Annotated in this window: 18 protein-coding genes and 2 tRNA genes; 10 read left to right on the plus strand and 10 right to left on the minus strand. The window is 49.6% G+C overall.

The features are described 5' to 3' along the window. Nucleotides 1–9: 9 nt before the first annotated feature. The 4 genes from D9597_RS21935 to ydhT all read left to right on the plus strand — a co-directional run bounded on the left by D9597_RS21935 (nt 10) and on the right by ydhT (nt 2990). Nucleotides 10–660: a YdhW family putative oxidoreductase system protein gene (locus D9597_RS21935; protein ID WP_130224707.1), complete on the plus strand. Its 651-nt coding sequence runs from the start codon at nt 10–12 to the stop codon at nt 658–660. Nucleotides 661–723: 63 nt separating this feature from the next. Further along, nucleotides 724–1392, plus strand: coding sequence for a 4Fe-4S dicluster domain-containing protein (locus tag D9597_RS21940; protein ID WP_130224709.1), 669 nt, complete (start codon nt 724–726; stop codon nt 1390–1392). Further along, on the plus strand, nt 1389–2174 hold the full coding sequence (gene phsC / locus D9597_RS21945; protein ID WP_130218953.1) for a thiosulfate reductase cytochrome B subunit: 786 nt from the start codon (nt 1389–1391) through the stop codon (nt 2172–2174). The genes D9597_RS21940 and phsC overlap by 4 nt, the downstream gene beginning before the upstream one ends. Before the next feature lie 3 nt (nt 2175–2177). Next, nucleotides 2178–2990: a protein YdhT gene (ydhT, locus tag D9597_RS21950; RefSeq protein WP_130224711.1), complete on the plus strand. Its 813-nt coding sequence runs from the start codon at nt 2178–2180 to the stop codon at nt 2988–2990. 10 nt (nt 2991–3000) lie between these two features. On the opposite strand, the gene D9597_RS21955 is transcribed toward ydhT, so the two are convergent. The 4 genes from D9597_RS21955 to D9597_RS21970 form a co-directional block, all read right to left on the minus strand. Further along, nucleotides 3001–4605 carry an FAD-NAD(P)-binding protein gene (locus D9597_RS21955; RefSeq protein WP_130224713.1) on the minus strand — a complete coding sequence of 535 codons (1605 nt, stop codon included), beginning with the start codon at nt 4603–4605 and terminating at the stop codon, nt 3001–3003. Between the two features lie 125 nt (nt 4606–4730). After that, on the minus strand, nt 4731–5036 hold the full coding sequence (locus D9597_RS21960) for a monooxygenase (RefSeq protein ID WP_130218959.1): 306 nt from the start codon (nt 5034–5036) through the stop codon (nt 4731–4733). Between the two features lie 113 nt (nt 5037–5149). Further along, nucleotides 5150–5226: transfer RNA gene (locus D9597_RS21965), tRNA-Val, on the minus strand. 4 nt (nt 5227–5230) lie between these two features. Beyond that, nucleotides 5231–5307, minus strand: a tRNA-Val gene (locus tag D9597_RS21970). A gap of 308 nt (nt 5308–5615) precedes the next feature. Between D9597_RS21970 and D9597_RS21975 the strand changes: the two genes are divergently transcribed. After that, nucleotides 5616–6872 carry an AIDA repeat-containing protein gene (locus D9597_RS21975; protein ID WP_130224715.1) on the plus strand — a complete coding sequence of 419 codons (1257 nt, stop codon included), beginning with the start codon at nt 5616–5618 and terminating at the stop codon, nt 6870–6872. 38 nt (nt 6873–6910) lie between these two features. Here the strand turns inward: D9597_RS21975 and mdtK are convergent, their stop codons facing one another. Beyond that, on the minus strand, nt 6911–8284 hold the full coding sequence (mdtK, locus tag D9597_RS21980) for a multidrug efflux MATE transporter MdtK (protein ID WP_130224717.1): 1374 nt from the start codon (nt 8282–8284) through the stop codon (nt 6911–6913). 215 nt (nt 8285–8499) lie between these two features. Between mdtK and D9597_RS21985 the strand changes: the two genes are divergently transcribed. Next, a complete protein-coding gene (locus D9597_RS21985; protein ID WP_064530047.1) occupies nt 8500–9117 on the plus strand; it encodes a riboflavin synthase in 618 nt (205 codons plus the stop codon). Nucleotides 9118–9168: 51 nt separating this feature from the next. On the opposite strand, the gene cfa is transcribed toward D9597_RS21985, so the two are convergent. Further along, a complete protein-coding gene (gene cfa, locus D9597_RS21990) occupies nt 9169–10317 on the minus strand; it encodes a cyclopropane fatty acyl phospholipid synthase (RefSeq protein ID WP_130208204.1) in 1149 nt (382 codons plus the stop codon). 288 nt (nt 10318–10605) lie between these two features. Beyond that, nucleotides 10606–11817: a purine nucleoside transporter PunC gene (gene punC, locus D9597_RS21995; protein ID WP_130224719.1), complete on the minus strand. Its 1212-nt coding sequence runs from the start codon at nt 11815–11817 to the stop codon at nt 10606–10608. Nucleotides 11818–11929: 112 nt separating this feature from the next. Between punC and punR the strand changes: the two genes are divergently transcribed. Next, a complete protein-coding gene (punR, locus tag D9597_RS22000; protein WP_130218967.1) occupies nt 11930–12862 on the plus strand; it encodes a DNA-binding transcriptional activator PunR in 933 nt (310 codons plus the stop codon). Here punR and purR read toward each other — a convergent pair. Then, entirely contained in the window at nt 12859–13884 is a 1026-nt protein-coding gene (purR, locus tag D9597_RS22005; RefSeq protein WP_000190978.1) for an HTH-type transcriptional repressor PurR, read from the minus strand. The genes punR and purR overlap by 4 nt on opposite strands. A gap of 298 nt (nt 13885–14182) precedes the next feature. On the opposite strand from purR, the gene cydH reads away from it, so the two are divergent. Continuing rightward, the gene (cydH, locus tag D9597_RS22010) at nt 14183–14272 is read left to right on the plus strand and encodes a cytochrome bd-I accessory subunit CydH (RefSeq protein WP_000102278.1); all 90 of its coding nucleotides are present in this window, start codon (nt 14183–14185) and stop codon (nt 14270–14272) included. 165 nt (nt 14273–14437) lie between these two features. After that, on the plus strand, nt 14438–15607 hold the full coding sequence (locus tag D9597_RS22015; RefSeq protein WP_130224720.1) for an MFS transporter: 1170 nt from the start codon (nt 14438–14440) through the stop codon (nt 15605–15607). A gap of 147 nt (nt 15608–15754) precedes the next feature. On the opposite strand, the gene sodB is transcribed toward D9597_RS22015, so the two are convergent. Then, nucleotides 15755–16336 carry a superoxide dismutase [Fe] gene (gene sodB / locus D9597_RS22020; RefSeq protein WP_130208196.1) on the minus strand — a complete coding sequence of 194 codons (582 nt, stop codon included), beginning with the start codon at nt 16334–16336 and terminating at the stop codon, nt 15755–15757. A 127-nt stretch (nt 16337–16463) separates the two neighbouring features. Then, nucleotides 16464–17294, minus strand: coding sequence for a peptidoglycan DD-endopeptidase MepH (gene mepH, locus D9597_RS22025; RefSeq protein WP_130208194.1), 831 nt, complete (start codon nt 17292–17294; stop codon nt 16464–16466). A 334-nt stretch (nt 17295–17628) separates the two neighbouring features. Between mepH and grxD the strand changes: the two genes are divergently transcribed. Continuing rightward, nucleotides 17629–17976 carry a monothiol glutaredoxin 4 gene (gene grxD, locus D9597_RS22030; RefSeq protein ID WP_000108172.1) on the plus strand — a complete coding sequence of 116 codons (348 nt, stop codon included), beginning with the start codon at nt 17629–17631 and terminating at the stop codon, nt 17974–17976. Nucleotides 17977–18017: the final 41 nt, after the last annotated feature.

The raw sequence follows: 18017 nt of genomic DNA on the forward strand, positions 1-18017 counted from the left end.
ACCGGCGTAATGAGCCAGCAGGAGGAGATGACACAACTGGAAGCACCTGATATTGACGTGACTAAGCGTCAATGGTTGCACAGTATGCGTCAGCCCGATGACACTGCGAACGATGCGGTTACAGGGCCTGAACCGGCTGAAATTCTGGCGGAGTTTATCCGCCAGCATTCGACGGCGGGTCAACTGGTTGCTCGCGCTGTGTTCCTGTCGCCGCCATATTCGGTTGCTGAAGAGGATCTTGCTGCACTGCTGGAAAGCATACGGCAGAGTCCAGACTTCGCAGATATCGCCTGTATGACGGGCAGTCAAGATGATTATTACTACTCAACGCAAACCATGAGCGAAAACTATGCCGCTATGTCTTTGCAGGTCGTTGAGCAGGACATCTGTCGGGCCATTGCACACGCCGTTCGCTTCGAATGCCAGACGTATCCCCGGCCTTATAAGGTCGCCATGCTGACGCAAGCGCCATATTACTACCAGGAAGCGCAGATTGAAGCCGCGCTCGCCGCGATGGATATCGCTCCTGAATATGCCGATATACGCCAGGTGACGTCATCGACGGCTGTGTTGTACCTGTTTAGCGAGCGTTTCATGAGCTATGGCAAAGCTTATGGCTTATGCGAATGGTTCGAGGTTGAGCAGTTTCAGAATCCCTGAAGTTTCAGGGAGATATCATGGATAGGGTGGACAGTCGCAGCCACAGCATTAGAGGATAATAAGATGTCCTTCACTCGACGCAAATTTGTTCTGGGGATGGGAACGGTAATCTTTTTTACCGGTTCAGCACCTTCTTTGTTAGCGAACACCAGACAAGGAAAGGAAGTTCGATATGCCATGATTCACGATGAATCACGGTGCAATGGCTGTAATATTTGCGCCAGAGCATGCCGTAAAACTAACCATGTACCGGCACAGGGAAGTCGTTTGTCTATCGCGCATATCCCGGTCACCGATAACAATAACGAAACGCTGTATCACTTTTTTCGCCAGTCATGCCAGCACTGTGAAGATGCTCCTTGCATCGACGTTTGCCCCACAGGGGCATCGTGGCGTGATGAACAGGGGATCGTGCGGGTAGAAAAATCACAATGCATTGGCTGTAGCTACTGCATCGGCGCATGCCCGTATCAGGTTCGTTACCTTAATCCACTGACCAAAGTGGTGGATAAATGTGATTTCTGTGCCGAGTCTCGGCTGGCAAAAGGTTTTCCGCCCATCTGCGTTAGCGCCTGTCCGGAACATGCGTTGATCTTTGGTCGCGAAGATAGCCCAGAAATTCAGGCGTGGTTACAGGAAAATAAATACTATCAATATCAGCTGCCTGGTGCCGGGAAACCGCATCTGTATCGCCGGTTCGGTCAACATTTGATTAAAAAGGAAAATGTATGAACCCGTCGCAAAATGCTGAACAATTTCATAACCAGTTGGCAAACTATGTACCGCAGTTTTCTCCCGAATTTTGGCCTGTGTGGTTGGTCATTGCCGGGCTGCTGCTGGTCGGGATGTGGTTAGTGTTGGGGCTTCACGCCTTGCTTCGCGCTCGTGGTAAAAAGAAATCCTCCACTGGTCATGGCGAGAAGGTTTATCTCTACAGCAGGGCGGTGAGATTATGGCACTGGTCGAATGCGTTACTCTTTGTCTTGTTGCTGGCAAGTGGGCTAATCAATCACTTTGCGCTGGTGGGCGTTGCTGCAGTCAAAAGTCTGGTTGCCGTACATGAAGTTTGTGGATTCCTGCTACTGGCATGCTGGCTTGGCTTTATTCTCATTAATGCCGTTGGGGGTAATGGTCATCACTACATTATCCGTCGTCAGGGCTGGCTGGGGCGAGCGGCTAAACAAACGCGGTTTTATCTGCTTGGAATTATGCAAGGGGAAGATCATCCATTTCCTGCAACAACACAGTCTAAATTCAATCCATTGCAGCAGGCAGCTTATGTTGGTGTGATGTATGGATTGCTGCCACTGTTATTGTTGACGGGGCTGCTATGCCTTTACCCGCAAACCGTGGGGGACGTGTTCCCTGGCGTAAGATACTGGTTATTGCAGGCGCATTTTGCTCTGGCAGCTATAAGCCTCTTTTTTATCTTCGGCCATCTCTATCTTTGCACCACGGGGCGTACTCCGCACGAAACCTTTAAATGTATGGTCGATGGCTATCACCGGCATTAACGAATGATCATTACACGAGCTGACCTGCGAGAGTGGCGTGTAGGAGCGGTTATGTACCGCTGGTTTCTGCGCCGTTTTCCGCAAGGTGGAATTTATGCCGATATTCACCACGCCCTGATTGGCGAAGGATTTACTGACTGGGCGGAAAGTCTGGTTGAGTACGCCTGGAAAAAATGGCTGGCAGACGAAAATTTCGCCCGTCAGGAAGTTTCCTCAATGCAAAAACTGGCCAAAGGCCCCGTAGAGATACCCTTTTGCAGTCAGTTCGCCCGGGCCGACGATCACGCACGCGTCGGCTGTTGTGAGGATAACGCCAGAATCGCTACCGTGGGGTATGCTGCGCAAATTGCCAGCATGGGTTATAGCGTGCGGATTGGCAGTGTCGGATTTAACAGCCATATTGGTAGCTCAGGTGAACGTGCTCGTGTTGCTGTAACCGGTAATTCCTCGCGGATAAGCAGCGCCGGAGACAGCAGTCGTATTGCGAATACCGGAATACGAGTACGCGTTTGTACATTGGGTGAACGGTGTCATGTCGCCAGTAATGGCGATCTGGTGCAAATCGCCAGCTTTGGCACAAACGCCAGGATTGCAAACAGCGGCGATAACGTTCATATCATCGCCAGTGGTGAAAATTCAACGGTAGTGAGTACGGGCGTGGTGGATTCAATTATTCTCGGGCCAGGAGGCAGCGCCGCGCTGGCTTATCATGACGGCGAAAGAGTGCGCTTTGCCGTAGCCGTTGAAGGTGAAAATAATATTCGCGCTGGAGTTCGCTATCGTCTGAATGAGCAGCATCAATTTGTGGAATGCTGACTCTTTTACCTTAATCAAACGACAAACGTCGGCGTGCGCGGGATGCTGGCTTCACGACGGCCTGCGCCATAGCCTCGCCAATTTCAGCACAAGCCGTAAGCCCCTGAACGAAAGGCCGATCGTGCATTAGCCAGGGCAACGCGCCGAACGCCACGCGACCACGAACGTCTTCCGGTTGCTGTAGCGTATAATCTTCACCGACATCAGGGATTTCATCGCCTGTTTTCTGTAGTTGTGCACGTAGTCCAGGGAAAGGAATGTCTTTCACTTTGAGCGGGCGTTGCCCACGAGCATCAATAAAAACGTCAAACGAGTAGCTGTTGTCCGCTGTTTTCAGCATTGTGTGCGTTTTGTCGATTTCCATATCGTAGTCCTCACCGAGAGCGAGAATATGGATAATTCCCGCCTCGCGCAAAGCCAGTAAGCGCTTTATAGATTCAGAAGGAATAGCCGCATAATTGTCGATAAATACTCTGGCAAGGCCTTTACTGAACCGTTTATGGTCGTGCTCATTCAGATACGGAACAATTTCCTGTACGGCTTCATGCAGGCGAAGAATGACATAACGCCAGGGAACGGTATGTTTTTCACGTTTATTTCGCTCGACTTCTGCTAAGTTTTTTTCTGCCCAGGCAAATGGATCATGCTGTTTACGGTCGGCAAACCAGGCTTGCGCGAAGGTATCGACATTCAGAATCTCTATCGCAATATGTCGGCTCCAGTCAGGATCAGCCGAAGTAATCTCTCGCACTATAAGTTTAAATACCCGTTCCAGAAGGCCCTGTGCACCTTTTTCAATTTCCGCGTTCAGGGCCTGTTCAGTGACAATGCATAGAGGTTCGTAGGGAATTGGGCAATAGAAATCGGCTTCTGGCAAAATACCTGTGCGTGACATCAATGTAATACTGAGTTTTTCACTGTCGCTATCGCGCTGAAACAGAATGCGTTGATTATCTTTTTCAATAAAGGAACCATGCTGGATAGCAACCGCCATTGCGGCATCCAGTCCGCTCAAGGATGTTCCCATAATGCCCACGCGACAGGCTTCAATTTTCGCTTCCATTAACCCTGACCACGGGCTGGGGAAATATGTTCGGCTTGCCTGTTCTTCGTCAGGCCAGACGTGACCGGTGGCTATTACGGCTAAATCAAACGTCTCAACTGGCAAATCCCGATCTGTGAAGATAAGCACGCCAGAGTCTGTGACTTGCAGATCGGTCACCTGACAAGATTCATAAACGTTGATTTCAAATTGCTGCAGCCGTGCTTGCTCTACCAACCGTAAAAAGCGATCACGGAAATATTCTCCTAACAAAATCCTCGGCAAAAACTGGCGTTCGTGCAAGCTTTCCTTTTTAACGCCATAACGTTGCAGATGGCTGGCCTCTTGCTCTTGCAACCATTCCAGATAAGTACAATAAATCGGCGGTATTTCAATGCTGGCAATATTTGCCAGCATCATTTTAGAGTTTTCTTCATCATTGTACGGCATACCGACACCAGCCTCGTCGGCTTGCTCGAAGAGAGAAATGGAGAGTGGCGTATGTTGCTGCAAAAGAGAGAGGAAAGTGTAGATCCCTGTTGGTCCGGCACCCACAATGGCAATTTTTTTCATTGTTACTTACCTGTATGCATTTTTTTGAATTTGGTGTTATCAGATAAGTGTGGTGGAAATATTAGGAAAAGGAGAAATTTCAGACGGGGACGAAAAGGGCGCGTATCGCCCTTCATTAATCTCTGTCAGGCGAGTTTTGCCTGATTGATTTGACTCAGTGGCTCATTGACATCGAAAACTTTGGCAATAACTTCTGCGACACCAAGATTTTTCAGGCGGGCAGTATGTTTGTCCAGATAAGCTAGGGCGCTTTTTTCATCGGTAAAAAGGTAGATCCCACCGGCTTCATGGTTCTTTTCACTTTCTGTCCACACCTTCCACAGAAAACCGGGTTCCTGATTAATCGACTCGGCAAGCGGTTTAAGTTGCTCAGCCATTTCGTCGCCAAACGGGCCATTAAAAGCAAAATGAAGTTGTAATAAAGTTGCCATAGCTATTCTCCTTCTGATAACGCATAAGAGGATAGTGTAAATCTTTTAACGTATTGGATACAGAGAAGAAACAGGAGAAACAAAAGGGAAGAGAAGACCAGATTAAGAAAATCTGGTGCGTCCGAGTGGACTCGAACCACCGACCCCCACCATGTCAAGGTGGTGCTCTAACCAACTGAGCTACGGACGCAGGATGGTGCGTTCAATTGGACTCGAACCAACGACCCCCACCATGTCAAGGTGGTGCTCTAACCAACTGAGCTATGAACGCAACGTTGTAGGTGACAACGGGGACGAATATTAGCGGCAGAGCGTGAAGGTGGCAAGAGGCAAATCGTAATTTTCTGCGGTATTTCTATCGTTTGCAGAGCTTTTAAGCAAATTGGCGATATTTTGTTGATTTGCAAGGGCGATTTTTGGCCAGAGATCATATTCAGATCTGATACAGCCGATTATCCTTCGACTCACAATGTAAAACAGAGACTTTGCCACCATATCAATTCTATCGTGGATAAATCCTTCGTAGCCTTTACACTTAGGTAGCGATAAAGGCACACAGATGCAGCAAAGGAATAAGTCATGGGATCTGATGCAAAAAACTTGATTAGCGACGGGAAAGTGCAAATTGTTCATGCTGGAGACGTTATCGGTGCGACTCAACTTACTGATGGCGAGTTGATTGTTGAGGCAGGCGGAAGAGCAGAAAATACCGTGGTCACAGACACTGGCTGGCTGAAAGTTGAAACTGGTGGAATCGCCAAATGTACACAGTACAGCAACAATGGCACGTTATCAGTCGGTGACGGCGCAATAGCCACTGACATTGTTCAGTCAGACGGTGGAGCGATTAGCCTCTCAACGCTCGCGACTGTTAATGGCCGCCATCCCGAAGGTGAATTTAGCGTTGATCAGGGCTATGCCTGCGGTTTATTGCTGGAGAATGGCGGTAATCTGCGGGTACTGGAGGGCCATCGCGCGGAAAAAATCATTCTGGATCAGGATGGTGGTTTGTTGGTCAACGGAACAGCATCAGCAGTTGTTGTAGATGAAGGTGGTGAACTGTTGGTTTACCCTGGTGGAGAAGCCATCAATGGTGAGATAAACCACGGCGGCGTTTTTATGCTGGCAGGTAAAGCCAGTGATACGCTGATTGCGGGTGGCACCATGAATAATCTCGGCGGTGAAGACATTCATACCATCGTTGAGAATGGCGCCGTTTATCGCCTGGGGACAGATGGTCTGCAACTCTACAGTTCTGGTAAGACTAAAAACCTGACAGTTAAAACCGGTGGGCGGGCTGAAGTGCATGCCGGTACGCTGGAAAACGCAGTGGTACAAAGTGGGACAGTGATTGTGATGCCTCCCACCAGTGCGGACGAAAAATTTGTCGTAGAAGAAGACTGCGCACCGGTTGAACTTACGGGGAGCGTTGCCTTACAGGACGGCGCTTCTATGATTGTTGGCTATGGCGCTGATCTGAAACAATCAACGATTACAGTCCAGCAGGAAGGCGTGTTGATCCTCGATGGCAGCACGGTTAAAGGTGACAATGTCACTTTCTCTGTTGGCAACCTGAATCTCGATGGCGGAAAAGTGTGGCTGATAACCTCAACAGCAACGTCTGTGCAGTTGAAGGTGAAACGTCTGCGAGGAGAAGGAACGATTTGCCTGCAAACCAGTGCGAAAGAAATTTCTCCAGAATTCATCAGTGTGAAAGGGGAAGTCAGCGGTGATATTCACGTTGAGATAACGGATGCCAGTCGGCAGCCTATTTGCAGCACACTTAAATTGCAGCCGGACGAAGATGGCATTGGCGCAACGCTCCAGTCAGCCTAAAATTAAGGCGCAATCTTTGCGGATTGCGCCTCATTTTTTTATCGAGATGCACGTTGCAAAATGATAGCCGATGGTAGACGTTGCAAGAAACGCATACGTAGCATCATCATAATGGCAGCAGAAGTCAGACCGATGATAAAGCCTATCCAGAAACCTGCCGGCCCCATCGGCTCAACTACCAGATTGGTCAATGCCAGGATATAACCACTTGGTAAACCCAACACCCAATACGCGATAAAGGTAATATAAAAAATAGATCGCGTATCTTTATAACCACGCAAAATCCCGCTACCAATTACCTGTATCGAGTCAGAAATCTGATACACCGCCGCCAGCAACATCAGGTGTGCAGCCAGTGTCACAACTTCTGGATTATCGTTATACAGAAGAGCGATATGCTCCCGCAGTGAGATTGTAAAAATTGCCGTCATCGTTGCCATACAGACGCCAACCATAAGCCCGGTTCGTGCGGCAGTTTGCGCATCCAGCGTTGACCCCTGACCCAGACGATAACCCACACGGATAGTCACAGCCGCTGCCAGCGACATCGGAAGAACGAACATCAGCGAACTAAAGTTCAGGGCAATCTGGTGGCCTGCCACATCGACAATACCGAGCGGAGAAACCAACAGCGCAACCACCGCAAACAGTGTAACTTCAAAGAACAGTGCCAGCGCGATAGGTAACCCCAGTTGCACAAGTCTTTTCATTACTGCCGGGTCTGGTTTAGCGGTGCCTTTTTCGTTGCGGATATCGCGCATAGAACGGGCATGTTTAATATAAGAAACCATAGCAAAGAACATTACCCAGTACACCGCCGCAGTCGCCACACCACAGCCGACGCCACCGAGTTCAGGCATACCGAAGTGACCATAAATAAAGATATAGTTAACCGGAATGTTCACCAGCAGGCCAATAAAGCCCATTACCATGCCCGGCTTGGTTTTTGCCAAACCTTCACACTGGTTACGAGCGACCTGGAAGAACAGATAGCCCGGAGCTCCCCACAATAGTGCACGCAGATAACCCACTGCTTTATCGGCGAGGGCCGGATCGATATTTTGCATGGAGCGGATGATATAACCCGCATTCCACAGCACCAGCATAATAAGCACGGAGACGAAACCGGCCAGCCAGAAACCTTGTCGCACCTGATGCGCAATACGGTCACGGCGACCGGAACCATTCAATTGCGCGATGACTGGCGTCATTGCCAGCAGCAGTCCGTGACCGAAAAGAATCGCCGGGAGCCAGATAGAAGTACCAATGGCGACTGCCGCCATGTCGGTGGCGCTATAGCCGCCCGCCATGACGGTATCGACAAAACCCATCGCTGTTTGGGCGATTTGCGCGAGAATCACCGGGATTGCTAATGCTAATAACAGACGCGCTTCACTAATGTATTTCTGCACGTGAACACCTTTTATATTGTTGTTATATGAGAGACTAAAAAACCGCCTGAATGGGCAGCAAAAAGAAGAAGCAGGGGAAATTCAGTCTATTGTAGCGAGGATTTATTAATTCTCCAGTGAAAAAATAACCACTCAACCCCCTTTACTGGTAAGGACGTTTCCCACCTGCTATTGTGCTGAACAGAATGTCCTAACTGATTTCAGGAGTTGTAAGTATGTTTACGGGGATAGTGCAGGGCACCGCGAAGTTGGTGTCGATTGACGAGAAAGCAAATTTTCGAACCCATGTAGTGGAATTACCTGATTACATGTTGGATGGTCTGGAGACAGGCGCTTCTGTCGCGCATAACGGTTGCTGCCTGACTGTAACGGAAATTAACGGCAACCGTATCAGTTTTGACCTGATGAAAGAAACGTTACGAATAACAAACCTTGGCGATTTAAACGTTGGGGATTGGGTAAACGTAGAACGAGCTGCTAAATTCAGCGATGAAATCGGCGGACATTTAATGTCAGGTCATATTATGACCACCGCAGAAGTATCGAAAATAATAACATCAGAAAATAACCACCAGATCTGGTTCAAAGTACAGGATGAGCAGTTAATGAAATATATCCTGTATAAAGGGTTTATTGGTATTGATGGTATCAGCCTGACGGTTGGTGAAGTGACAGCGACCCGCTTTTGTGTGCATTTAATTCCGGAAACGCTGGAACGTACCACTCTCGGGAAGAAAAAACTCGGTGCACGCGTCAATATCGAAATCGATCCGCAAACTCAGGCCGTGGTAGATACTGTTGAACGTGTGTTGGCGGCACGGGAAAAGAAATAAAGCTGCGTTTGAAATGACATCGCCCCCAAAATGGGGGCGATGAAATAACACTTAACGCGCCACGCGAAGGCCGCTTTCGACCCCACGTGAGAACACCACTTGCCAGAGCTGGATATCACGGGCGCGGAAGGCACCAGCGCAAGCATTCAGATAATACGTAAACATCCGTTTAAAGCGTTCACTGTAGTTATCGGCAATTTCCGGCCAGGCGGCGAGGAATCGCTCATACCAGGCCATCAACGTCGTGTCATAGTCAGCGCCAAAGTTATGCCAGTCTTCCATCACAAAGTGTGGTTCGCTGGATTGCGCAATCTGGCGTACAGAAGGCAGGCAACCGTTCGGGAAAATATATTTGTTAATCCACGGGTCAACATTCAGATCGGTTTTTTTCGAGCCGATAGTATGTAGCAGGAAAATCCCTTCTGGCTTCAGATTACGATCCACCACCTCAAAATAGGTATCGTAATTTTTCGGTCCGACGTGCTCGAACATACCAACCGAAACAATACGGTCAAACTGGTCGTTCAGGTCACGGTAATCCTGTAGCAAAATGGTGACATCCAGACCTGCGCAGCGTTCCTGGGCCATTTTCTGTTGTTCGGCAGAAATCGTGACACCAACCACACTTACGTCATAATTAGACGCCATGTAATGCGCCAGCCCGCCCCAACCGCAGCCGATATCCAGAACCCGCATGCCCGGTTTTAACTGCAATTTTTCACAAATCATTTTGAGCTTCGCTTGTTGGGCAGATTCCAGATTATAGGCATCTTTCCAGTAAGCGCAGGAATACTGCATGAAGGGATCCAGCATACGGCTGAACAGGTCATTACCAAGGTCGTAATGCTCTTTACCGACTATCCAGGCACGCTTTTTACTTTGCAGATTGAAGAGCCGTGCTCCAGCAATGCGTAGTGTGTCTTTGAAATGATGGGGGAGTTGGTTTTCAAGCCCAGCGCGTAAGACTTTGCTAAAAAACATATCCAGTCGGTCACATTCCCACCAGCCATCCATATAACTTTCGCCTAACCCCAACGATCCTTCCTGTAGAACGCGTTTAAAAAAATCGGGGTTTTTAACTCGAATATCTGCCGGGGCAGAGCCATTAATGGCGATGCCTGCACGGCTAAGTAATTCGTTGGCGATACGGTACCAGTTGTCATCCGGTACGCTGACTTCTTCTATACACGATGAACTCATAGTTTCTCCATCACTGGTCGGTGATCAGAACCTTAAAACAGCGTAGACGCTTTTTGGGCTTTGTGAGAAATCTCGCAGGAAAACCGCGAGTCTATAATCCGACGTAGAACAGAGGAAAGGAGGAACCCTTGCCGAAATGACCATCCATAGTGACCCGGGAACGCTCCTGTCCCCGTAAAAACATAATATTTATCGTAATATTAACAACTGGAACTCAGTATAGGCTGCTAATCTCAATCATACAACAAAATTTTGTTAGCAGCCTAAGTATAACGATATCGCTATAGATCAATGTGATTCACTATGTGCGACTTCCGTCTCGCCATGATTCTGGCAGTGAGATTCAGGTTGATGTTGCATCTTATAGCCGATGGCAACCAGCACCACGGTCGATAACATCACGCTGGTGGTGGTGAACAGTGGCGTGCTGACGCTGATGAGCCAGGATACCCCCAGGCTTGCGAGGAAGCACAGACCCAATTGCAGGGTATTCTGCAATGCAGCAGCGCGGCCAGTCGCATGCGGGAAGGGGCGTAGCGCCTGGGCGACCACAATCGGGTAGATCGCTCCGTTGGCAATGGCCATCACACAGAATGGGATCAGAATTTCGGCCAGCGACACATGGCTAATGAAGCCCGCAGCCCAGGTTGCTACCACGCTGACGGCAAACAGCGCCAGTAGCCACGGTAACAACTGCTTACCCTGCCATTTCTGCAATGCGGCGCGACAGCCGTAACCACCAATAAGAAATGCGATGGTTTGCGGAACATAACTTAATCCGATTACTGCCGGACTGTAGCCCATTTCGCTGAGGATAAACGGTGAACCGGTTAGCCAGGCAAAGAAACTGGCTGAACAGGCCGCATAAATCAGCACATTCCCGCGATAGGTTTTTGAACGCAGCAGATCGGTAAAGGTCAGTCCATCCTGACTATTATTGCGTGCTTTCGTGGTGGGTTTAAGCCAGAAAATGGGCAGAATCAGCACTACGGCAATGGCAAACAGAGTGGCGAAAATCGCCTGCCAGGAAAAATGGACCAGCAGCCAGCTACCTAACAGCGGAGCAAGCGCCGGAGAAAGCCCCACTAAAGGCATAATGGTCGCGAAAATACGGTTAACTTTTTGTGAAGGATAGTAATCCGTCACCAATGCCTGCCAGATAACGGCAGCGGCACAGACACCAACAGCTTGCACAAAACGCAATACCAGCAGCGTGGCAGCGTTTTCCACCCATAACATCCCCAGACTACCCAGCGCAAAAATTGTCAGGCCGATCAATAACACAGGTTTACGACCATAACGATCGGAGAGCGGCCCCCACAGGAGCTGGGCAGCGGCAAAACCGGCAAGGAACAGACTAAGGCTGGCACTGACAGCAGACGCAGGCGTTTGCAGGTCGGCCTGAATGGCGGCGAAAGCGGGCAGATACATATCGGTTGCCAGAAAACCGAGTACGCTCAAACCCGCCAGCCAGACTAAAAATCTTTTCCCAGGTTGCATGTATATTCTCTAAATTCCTCAATTAAACACCGTCGCAAAGTGTAGGGAGTGAAATTCCTGTTGTGAAACGGTAATATTTGATGACTGGTTTCAAAAATTTTGCAGGCAAACTATGTGGTCTGAGTATTCTCTCGAAGTGGTTGATGCAGTGGCGCGAAATGGCAGCTTCAGCGCTGCAGCCCAGGAGTTGCATCGCGTTCCTTCTGCGGTCAGCTATACCGTACGTCAGCTGGAAGAGTGGCTGGCGGTACCGCTTTTTGAACGGCGTCATCGTGATGTGGAACTGACCGCTGCCGGGGCGTGGTTTCTCAAAGAAGGGCGCTCTGTTGTCAAAAAAATGCAGATCACTCGCCAACAATGTCAGCAGATAGCGAACGGCTGGCGCGGTCAGTTAGCCATCGCGGTAGATAATATTGTCAGGCCAGAACGCACGCGGCAGATGATTGTTGATTTCTATCGCCATTTTGATGACGTCGAACTTCTGGTTTTTCAGGAAGTGTTCAACGGCGTCTGGGATGCGCTTTCCGATGGGCGCGTGGAACTGGCGATTGGCGCGACACGAGCGATTCCGGTCGGTGGCCGTTACGCCTTCCGTGATATGGGGATGTTGAGCTGGAGTTGTGTTGTTGCCCGCCACCATCCGCTTGCGTCGATGAATGGGCCGCTCAGCGATGACACGTTGCGCAACTGGCCGTCGCTGGTGCGCGAAGACACGTCGCGGACGTTACCCAAACGAATTACCTGGCTGCTGGATAACCAAAAAAGGCTTGTCGTACCTGACTGGGAATCATCGGCAACCTGTATCTCGGCCGGTTTATGCATTGGCATGGTGCCTACGCATTTCGCCAAACCGTGGCTTAATGAGGGAAAATGGGTGGCGTTAGAACTGGAAAATCCATTCCCTGATTCGGCATGTTGCCTGACATGGCAGCAGAATGATATGTCGCCAGCGTTAACCTGGCTGCTGGAGTATCTCGGCGATAGTGAGACGCTGAATAAGGAGTGGCTGCGGGAGCCGGAAGAGACTCCCGCAACGGATGATTAACGACGATAGTCGCGGAACGGACCGTCAGCCACGGAACGGCGTTCAATAAGACGCGGATGAACTTCGATAGACTGCGGTTCTTCGCGTTTGTTGACGATACGGTCCAACAGCATGTTGAACGCCGTTTCGCCCAGCGAATCTTTTGGCTGATGGATAGTGGTCAGCGCCGGGGTAAAGTAGCGGGCGTTGCGCACGTTATCATAACCGATCAGCGAAACATCCTGTGGTACGCGCAGACCCATTTCATCAGCAGCGCAAAGTGCGCCCATTGCCATGATATCGCCACCGCAGAAGACAGCAGTAGGGCGATGCGGTTGCGACAGGATTTGTTGCATGGCGCGATAGCCCGATTCAGGTTCAAAGTCACCCTGCACAATCCAGTTTTCCGGCACCTTGATCATCGCTTCTTCCATCGCCTTCATAAACCCTGCCAGACGACCCGCGCCGGTATTACGTTCCAGAGGCCCAGGGATGACACCAATTTCGCGATGACCGCGTTCAATCAGATAGCGTCCGGCCATGTAGCCGCCTTCAAACGCGTTATCGATGACTGCATCGGTAAAGTCGGCTTTTGCTTCGCCCCAGTCCATTACCACCATCGGGATATGGCGATACTCTTCCAGCATCGCCAGCAACGGTTCCGGATACTCAGAACACATGACCAGCAGGCCATCGACGCGTTTTTGCGCCATCATCGACAGATAGGCTCTCTGTTTCTCCAGATTGTTCCACGCGTTGCCGAGGATCAGCGTGTAACCTTTCTGGAAGCAATTTTTTTCAACCGCTTCGATGATCTCCGCGAAATAGGCTGCTTCGCTGCTGGTCGCCAGCAAGCCGATAGACTTGGTATGGTTAACCTTCAGGCTACGCGCTACCGCGCTAGGGGAGTAGTGTAATTCTTTAATCGCTGCCCACACGGCGTTGCGCGTTTCTTCAGCGACGAAACGCGTTTTGTTTATAACGTGTGACACAGTTGTAGTGGAAACGTTTGCTCGCTTCGCTACATCTTTTATTGTTGCCATTCCATTTCACTCCAGACCCTAACTTCAGCTCCTGCAAAATCGCAAGGTAAACGTTTGCCTTTACACACCTTACGCGCAACAAAAGTGTTGCGGTACGCCGGAAAAACGACACAGAGCGTCAGGAAGGGGTCAATGGCCAGTACGCAAATAGTGTAAGCGTGGAATTTTGGCCGATCTTGATGAAAAGGGGAAGTGGTAAAAACACTTATCATTATAAATGGCGGGAGATTTTTTCTTCACAGTGTGTAAAAATGCGTAATATCACTTTTTGTAGGGTAATAAAAAAGGAGAAAACTTGATGAGTACCGACCTTAAATTTTCACTGGTAACAACCATTATTGTCCTCGGTTTGATCGTGGCCGTAGGTTTGACTGCCGCGCTGCACTGATTTCCCTTCGAGGGAGCGCATCCTCCCTCGCACTCTCTTCCCTTTTGTTAGCAAAATGGCAAAAGTGTTTTCTCTTTTTGTTATTTTCAATTTTTTGTGATTGCTGTCATGCTTTGGCCACTTTGATGAATATCGTGTAATGACGCGAAGAGGTGGAGATTAGGCATGAAAATTAACTATCCGTTGTTGGCGCTGGCCGTTGGCGCGTTTGGTATCGGGACAACGGAGTTCTCGCCAATGGGCCTGTTACCCGTCATTGCGCGCGGTGTGGATGTCTCGATTCCTGCTGCGGGCATGTTAATCAGCGCCTATGCGGTTGGCGTGATGGTTGGCGCGCCGCTGATGACATTACTGCTGTCTCATCGCGCCCGGCGCAGTGCGCTTATTTTCCTGATGGCCATTTTCACTCTTGGCAACGTGCTTTCCGCCATCGCGCCGGATTATATGACGTTGATGCTTTCACGCATTCTGACCAGTCTGAATCACGGGGCATTCTTTGGTTTGGGTTCAGTCGTGGCCGCAAGCGTTGTGCCTAAACACAAACAGGCCAGCGCCGTCGCCACTATGTTTATGGGCTTAACTCTGGCAAATATTGGCGGTGTTCCTGCGGCGACCTGGCTTGGCGAAACTATTGGCTGGCGGATGTCGTTTCTGGCAACGGCGGGGCTGGGCGTGATTTCAATGGTTAGCCTGTTCTTCTCGTTACCGAAAGGCGGCGCAGGAGCGCGACCGGATGTGAAAAAAGAGCTGGCGGTATTGATGCGTCCGCAGGTGTTATCAGCCTTGCTGACGACGGTACTGGGGGCTGGCGCAATGTTTACCCTCTACACCTATATTTCACCAGTACTGCAAAGTATCACCCATGCAACGCCGGTGTTCGTAACAGCCATGCTGGTGCTGATTGGCGTCGGGTTTTCCATCGGTAACTATTTAGGCGGTAAACTGGCAGATCGTTCGGTCAACGGCACGCTGAAAGGCTTTTTGCTGCTGCTGATGGTGATTATGCTGGCGATCCCGTTCCTGGCGCGTAATGAGTTTGGTGCGGCTATCAGCATGGTGGTGTGGGGCGCAGCAACCTTTGCGGTGGTACCGCCGTTACAGATGCGTGTGATGCGAGTTGCCAGCGAAGCGCCAGGGCTGTCTTCCTCAGTGAATATCGGTGCCTTTAACCTGGGTAATGCTCTGGGTGCCGCGGCAGGTGGCGCAGTGATTTCGGGTGGTCTGGGGTACAGTTTTGTGCCGGTGATGGGGGCGATTGTCGCAGGACTGGCATTGTTGCTGGTGTTTATGTCAGCCAGAAAACAACCTGAAGCAGTTTGCGTTGCCAACAGCTAATAAAACAAAACGCAGAAGGGGATACCTTCTGCGTTACAGTTTGCAGGCAAAGTGCGATTTATCTTGCCGGATGCGGTGTTAACGCCTCATCCGGATAGACGCCGATAAGCGTAGCGCATCAGGCAATGTTGCATTTGCCATCAGTTATTATGCAGCGAGATTTTTCGCTACGAATTCCCAGTTCACCAGCGCCCAGAAGTGCTCCAGATAGCCAGGACGCGCATTGCGATAGTCGATGTAATAAGCGTGTTCCCAGACATCAACGGTCAGCAGCGGGGTCGCATCGGTGGTCAGTGGAGTACCAGCATTAGAGGTAGAAACGATAGCCAGTTTGCCATCGCTGTTTTTCACCAGCCAGGTCCAGCCAGAACCAAAGTTTTTGATTGCAGCGTCAGTAAACTGTGCTTTGAAATCGGCAAAGCTACCGAAAGATGCGGCGATAGCTTCAGCGACTTTGCCAGTCGGTTCGCCACCAGCGTTTGGTGCCAGGCAGTTCCAGTAGAAAGTGTGGTTCCAGACCTGAGCTGCGTTGTTGAATACGCCACCTTCAGAGCTGCGAATAATCTCTTCCAGTGATTTACCTTCAAACTCGGTGCCTTTAATCAGGTTGTTCAGGTTAGTGACATAAGTCTGATGATGTTTGCCGTAGTGATACTCGATAGTTTCCGCAGAAATGTGCGGGACCAGAGCGTCTTTAGCATATGGTAGTGCAGGTAATTCAAATGACATTGCTACTCTCCTTTATTATTCATTGGTATACGCACAATAGCCTTATTGTGAGTACGGATAGGGTAGCAAATTAAAAGGTGATACAAAAGATGAACTTACCCTGTTGTTGTAACAACAGGGTAAAGTTTTAGCGAAGTGTTTTTGGGGTCATTACCCGACGAGCGCCAACATAGTGACGTTGCCAGTAATCTTCACTTAACGACGTGATTTGAATTTCCTGGCCACTGCGCGGTGACTGAATAAATTTACCATTGCCAACGTACACGCCTACGTGATCGGCAGTCCCACGCCCTTGCGTGCGGAAAAAGACCAGGTCGCCGTTTTTCAGTTCACTGCGATCGATAGGTGCCGCATCGCGCAGGTGATACATTTCGTTTGCCGTGCGCGGAATACGGATCTTAACCAAGTCTTTATAAGCGTAATAAACCAGTCCACTGCAATCAAAACCGGTACGCGGTGAACTCCCGCCCCAACGATATGGCTTGCCAATTTGCTGCATCAGTTTATTCATCGCCACTTTAGTGGCTTTCTGAACTTTGGCTTTGTGCGCGTCGGCAATAGTGCCAGGGGCGGCATTTTTGACTTTCACGCAATGTGACTTATTGCCCTTACGTTTGGTGCACTTTTCCGTAAAGCTGGCAGACGCCGTTTTAGTGACAACATTTTTGCTGCGAGTTTTCGCGTTTTTAGAAGCGGTAATGGAGGATTTTTTAACGGAAGAAGCGGTTTTGCTTTTGGTCGTACTTTTACTGGCGACTTTTTTGGCGGTTTTCTGACTGGCTTTATTATTGGTCTTTTTGGTGGTTGCCGTGCTTTTCTTTTTATCTGCTTTTTTGGTGATATGAGTGGTAGCAGAACTCTCCCTGGCTTGCTTGGAAGCATAGGCCATAGGCATTAAAGGCAGGGTGGTAAAAAGTAAAGCACAGAGCGTGATCGAAATACGGTTTATCCGCGCCACTGAGCGTCCCTCTGTTAAGGCAGGTCTATCATGCCTGCGTCTGATTTACAAAACTTGATGATTCTAATGCATAGAAGAAGGGAAAGTTAATAGCTTTTATTGTTAAAAAATACGTTTCGTTGGCGAGCGCAAAAAAAAGCAGCAGTGAAAGCTAAAAATGGTCACAAATACGCCAGCTTGCAGCGTGGCAGAGAAGAAACGAATATTTGAAATGCAACAAATAGAGCAAAGGGATAAAATAGCAAAAGCGTGATGAAAATGTTATTTTCCGATGCCGCACTGACCCGCTACAATGTCAGATTACTGCCGTAAAGAAGTTTGAGGAAGCAAGACAATGAGCACCACTATCGAAAAAATCCAACGCCAGATTGCTGAAAACCCGATCCTGCTGTACATGAAAGGTTCACCGAAACTGCCGAGCTGCGGTTTCTCTGCCCAGGCAGTCCAGGCGCTTGCCGCTTGTGGCGAACGTTTTGCCTACGTTGATATCCTGCAGAACCCGGACATTCGTGCGGAACTGCCGAAATATGCGAACTGGCCGACTTTCCCGCAACTGTGGGTTGACGGCGAGCTGGTAGGCGGTTGTGATATCGTGATTGAAATGTATCAGCGTGGCGAACTGCAGCAGCTGATCAAAGAAACTGCTGCTAAATACAAGTCTGAAGAGCCGGATGCTGAATAATCCGTTTCGCAATACTGACGGATGCTAACCGGCATCCGTCA

This window comes from Escherichia sp. E13S3, from assembly GCF_004212325.1.
Taxonomy (GTDB): Bacteria; Pseudomonadota; Gammaproteobacteria; order Enterobacterales; family Enterobacteriaceae; genus Escherichia.